The organism is Variovorax sp. P4_D9, from assembly GCF_056401695.1.
This window is the reverse complement of record NZ_JBFUIU010000806.1, coordinates 1-3,952: the sequence shown is the minus strand read 5'-3', so window position 1 is coordinate 3,952 and position 3,952 is coordinate 1. Positions and strand designations below refer to the sequence as shown.

Annotated in this window: 3 protein-coding genes and 1 pseudogene; all 4 read left to right on the top strand. The window is 69.6% G+C overall.

Translation table 11 applies throughout. The features are described 5' to 3' along the window. Nucleotides 1–438, top strand: a pseudogene (locus AC1DY5_RS45685) (ABC transporter substrate-binding protein); the annotation flags it as partial. 28 nt (nucleotides 439–466) lie between these two features. After that, nucleotides 467–1,429, top strand: a complete 963-nt coding sequence (locus AC1DY5_RS45680) for an ABC transporter permease (protein ID WP_478121006.1) — start codon at nucleotides 467–469, stop codon at nucleotides 1,427–1,429. 10 nt (nucleotides 1,430–1,439) lie between these two features. After that, a complete protein-coding gene (locus AC1DY5_RS45675; protein ID WP_478121005.1) occupies nucleotides 1,440–2,348 on the top strand; it encodes an ABC transporter permease in 909 nt (302 codons plus the stop codon). Continuing rightward, the coding region (locus AC1DY5_RS45670; protein ID WP_478121004.1) for an ABC transporter ATP-binding protein at nucleotides 2,348–3,952 on the top strand (1,605 nt) is incomplete at its 3' end. The genes AC1DY5_RS45675 and AC1DY5_RS45670, both read left to right, overlap by 1 nt.

Genomic DNA, 3,952 nt, shown 5'->3' with positions numbered 1-3,952 from the left:
GAGATCGCGCTGATGCTGCAGCAGACCGCCCAGCGCGCCGGGCTGGAAATCGACATCAAGCGCATGCCGGCCGACGGCTACTGGTCGAATCACTGGCTCAACAGCCCGGTCGGCTTCGGCAACGTGAACCCGCGCCCGAGCGCCGACGTGCTGCTGACCCAATTCTTCCAGTCGGGCGCGGCCTGGAACGAGTCGCGATGGAAGAGCGAGAAGTTCGACCAGTTGCTGCTGGCCTCGCGCGCCGAGATCGACCTGGCCAAGCGCAAGCAGATGTATGCCGACATGCAGACCATGATCCACCAGGACGCCGGCATCGGCATCCCGCTGTTCCTCGCCAGCATCGACGGCCATACGTCCAAGCTCAAGGGGCTGTCGCCGATCCCGCTCGGCGGCCTGATGGGCTACAACTTCGCGGAAAACGTGTGGCTCGAGGCGTGAGGCACAAGCAATTGCCCGGAGACCCACGATGAACAGTTTGATCCTCAAACTCCTCGCCCAGCGCATCGCGCTGGCACTGCTGTCCTTGCTGACGGTGTCGGTGATCGTCTTCTCGATCACCGCGGTGCTGCCCGGCGATGCCGCGCAGGAGCAGCTCGGCCAGGAGGCCACGCCGGAGGCGCTGGCCGCGCTGCGCACGCAGATGGGCCTGGACGTGCCGGCGCCCGAGCGCTACGCGAAGTGGCTGCTCGGCATGGTGCAGGGCGACCCCGGCCGTTCGGCCACCACGCAGATGCCGGTGGCCGAGCTGGTTGCCAGCCGGCTGCCCAACTCGCTGCTGCTGGCGGCGGTCACGGCGCTGTTCTCGGTCCCCATCGCTCTGGCGCTCGGCATCGCCTCGGCCGTGTGGCGCGGCTCGTGGTTCGACCGCGCCGCCTCGACGACGGCGGTGGGCGTGGTGTCGGTGCCGGAGTTCCTGGTCGCGACGCTGGCGGTGCTGGTGTTCGCGGTCCAGCTGCGCTGGCTGCCGGCGCTGTCCTTCGTCAACGACATCGAGTCGATCGGGCAGATGCTGAGCGCCTTCGCCATGCCGGTGCTGGTGCTGGTGCTGTGCTGCGTGATCGTCGCGCAGATGATGCGCATGACGCGCGCCGCGGTGATCGACCAGCTCGAGGCGCCTTACATCGAGATGGTGCGGCTCAAGGGCGCCTCGCCGATGCGCATGGTGCTGGCGCACGCACTGCCCAACGCGGTGGGCCCGATCGCCAACGCGGTGGCGCTGAGCCTGTCGTACCTGCTGGGCGGCGTGATCATCGTCGAGACCATCTTCAACTACCCGGGTATCGCCAAGCTGATGGTCGACGGCGTCTCGCAGCGCGACATGCCGCTGGTGCAGACCTGCGCCATGATCTTCTGCTGCGCCTACCTGATCCTGGTGACGACAGCCGACATCTGCGGCATCGTGGCCAACCCGCGGCTGAGGCATCGCTGAGGTGAGATCCATGGAAACAACATCCACCTCCACACCCATTGTGAGCGCGACGGCTGCCATCGCGCCCCCGCCGCAAGGGCGCCGCGGCAGCCTGCTGCGCTGGCTCGGCGGCTTCGGCATCTCCGGCCTGCTCGGCCTGGCCGTGCTGCTGTTCTGGATGCTCGCGGCCCTGTTCGGGCCCTGGCTGCTCTCGCACAGTTCGGCGGCCATGGGCACCTCGAACGTCTTCGCGCCCATGAGCGCGACGCACTGGCTGGGCACCGACTACCTCGGGCGCGACATGCTGGCGCTCATCATCGACGGCGCGCGCTACACGGTCGGCGTTGCATTGCTCGCCACGGTGCTGGCCAGCGGCACCGGCATCACGCTGGCGCTGCTGGCCGCCGCCAGCGGCCGCTGGATCGACGCGGTGCTCAGCCGCGGCCTCGACACGCTCACGGCCATCCCGAGCAAGATGTTCGCGCTCATCATGGTGGCGGGCTTCGGCTCCTCGGTGCCCATGCTGGTGGTCACGGCGGGCATCATCTACGTGCCGGGCGCCTACCGCATGGCGCGCTCGCTGGCCGTCAACATCAATGCGCTCGACTACGTGACCGTGGCGCGCACGCGCGGCGAGGGCACGCCCTACATCATGCTGCGCGAGATCCTGCCCAACATCGTCGGCCCGATGCTGGCCGACCTGGGCCTGCGCTTCGTCTACGTCGTGCTGCTGCTGGCGAGCCTGAGCTTCCTCGGCCTGGGCATCCAGCCGCCGGCGGCCGACTGGGGCTCGCTGGTGCGCGAGAACATCGGTGCGCTCGCCATGGGCGGCGCCTCGGTGATCGTGCCGGCACTGGCCATCGCGAGCCTGACCATCTCGGTAAACCTCGTCATCGACAACCTGCCGGGCCGCACCGCCCGCGAACGAGGAGCACGCTGATGGGCGCACCACTCAAGGTCCAGGGCCTCAGCATCACGGCCGGCGCGAACACGCTGGTCGATGCCCTGAGCTTCTCCGTGCAGCCCGGCGAGGTGCTGGCGCTGATCGGCGAGTCGGGCTCCGGCAAGACCACCACCGCGCTGGCGCTGATGGGCTATGCGCGCCACGGCTGCCGCATCTCGGCAGGCCGCGTGCAGATCGGCGAGGTCGACGTGCTCGCGCTCGATGCCGCGCAGCAGCGCGCCCTGCGCGGCCGCACGGTCGCCTACATCGCGCAGAGCGCGGCCGCTTCCTTCAATCCCTCGCGCACGATCATGGACCAGGTGGTCGAGCCGACCGTCATCCACCGCCTGTGCAAGCGGTCCGAGGCCGAGGCCAAGGCGGTGCAGCTCTTCCGCGAGCTGGCGCTGCCCGATCCCGAGACCATCGGCGATCGCTATCCGCACCAGGTCTCCGGCGGCCAGCTGCAGCGGCTGATGGCGGCGATGGCGCTGATCGGCGACCCGGACCTGGTGATCCTGGACGAGCCGACCACCGCGCTGGACGTGACCACGCAGATCGAGGTGCTGCGCGCCTTCCGCCGCGTGGTGCGCGAGCGCCGCGCCACCGCGGTGTACGTGAGCCACGACCTCGCGGTGGTGGCGCAGATGGCGGACCACATCCTGGTGCTGCGCGACGGCAAGATGCGCGAGGTGAACGCGACCGGGCAGATCCTCACGGCGCCGGCGAACGACTACACGAAGAGCCTGCTGGCCGCCGCGCGGCCTGCACCGCGTGCGTCCGGCCCTGTCGCGGGCGACACGTCGCTGCTGCTCGATGTGCGCGCGCTTTCGGCGGGCTATGGGCCGGTCGACAAGCAAGGCCGTCCGGCCCAGCTGATCCTCGAGGACATCAATCTCCAGCTCCACCGGGGGCAGGCGATCGGCGTGATCGGCGAGTCGGGCTCCGGCAAGACCACGCTGGCACGCGCCGTCGCCGGCTTGCTGAGCCCGTGCCACGGCAGCATCCTGTTCGACCAGCGCGAGCTCAAGCCAACGCTCGCGCAGCGCGACAAGGAAGAGCTGCGCCGGATCCAGATCGTGTTCCAGATGGCCGACACGGCGCTGAACCCCTCGCAGACGATCGAGCGCATCCTGGCGCGTCCGCTGCAGTTCTACAAGGGGCTGCGCGGCGAGCCGCTGCACCAGCGCATCCGCGAGCTGCTGGACCTGGTGAAGCTGCCGCAGACCGTCGCCGGGCGCCTGCCGGGCGGCCTGTCGGGCGGACAGAAGCAGCGCGTCAACCTCGCGCGCGCCCTCGCGGCCGAGCCGGACCTGATCCTGTGCGACGAGGTGACCTCGGCACTGGACACGGTCGTGGGCGCGGCGGTGCTGGACCTGATGGCCGAGCTTCGGCGCGAGCTCGGCGTCTCTTACCTCTTCATCAGCCACGACTTGCACACCGTGCGCGCGGTGTGCGACGAGATCGTCGTGATGCAGCACGGCCGCAAGCTCGCGCAGGTGGCGCGCGCCGACTACGAGCGTGGGCCGCACCACCCCTATTACGAACTGCTGGCCCGCTCGGTGCCCGAATTGCGCCAAGGCTGGCTGGACGACATGGACCGC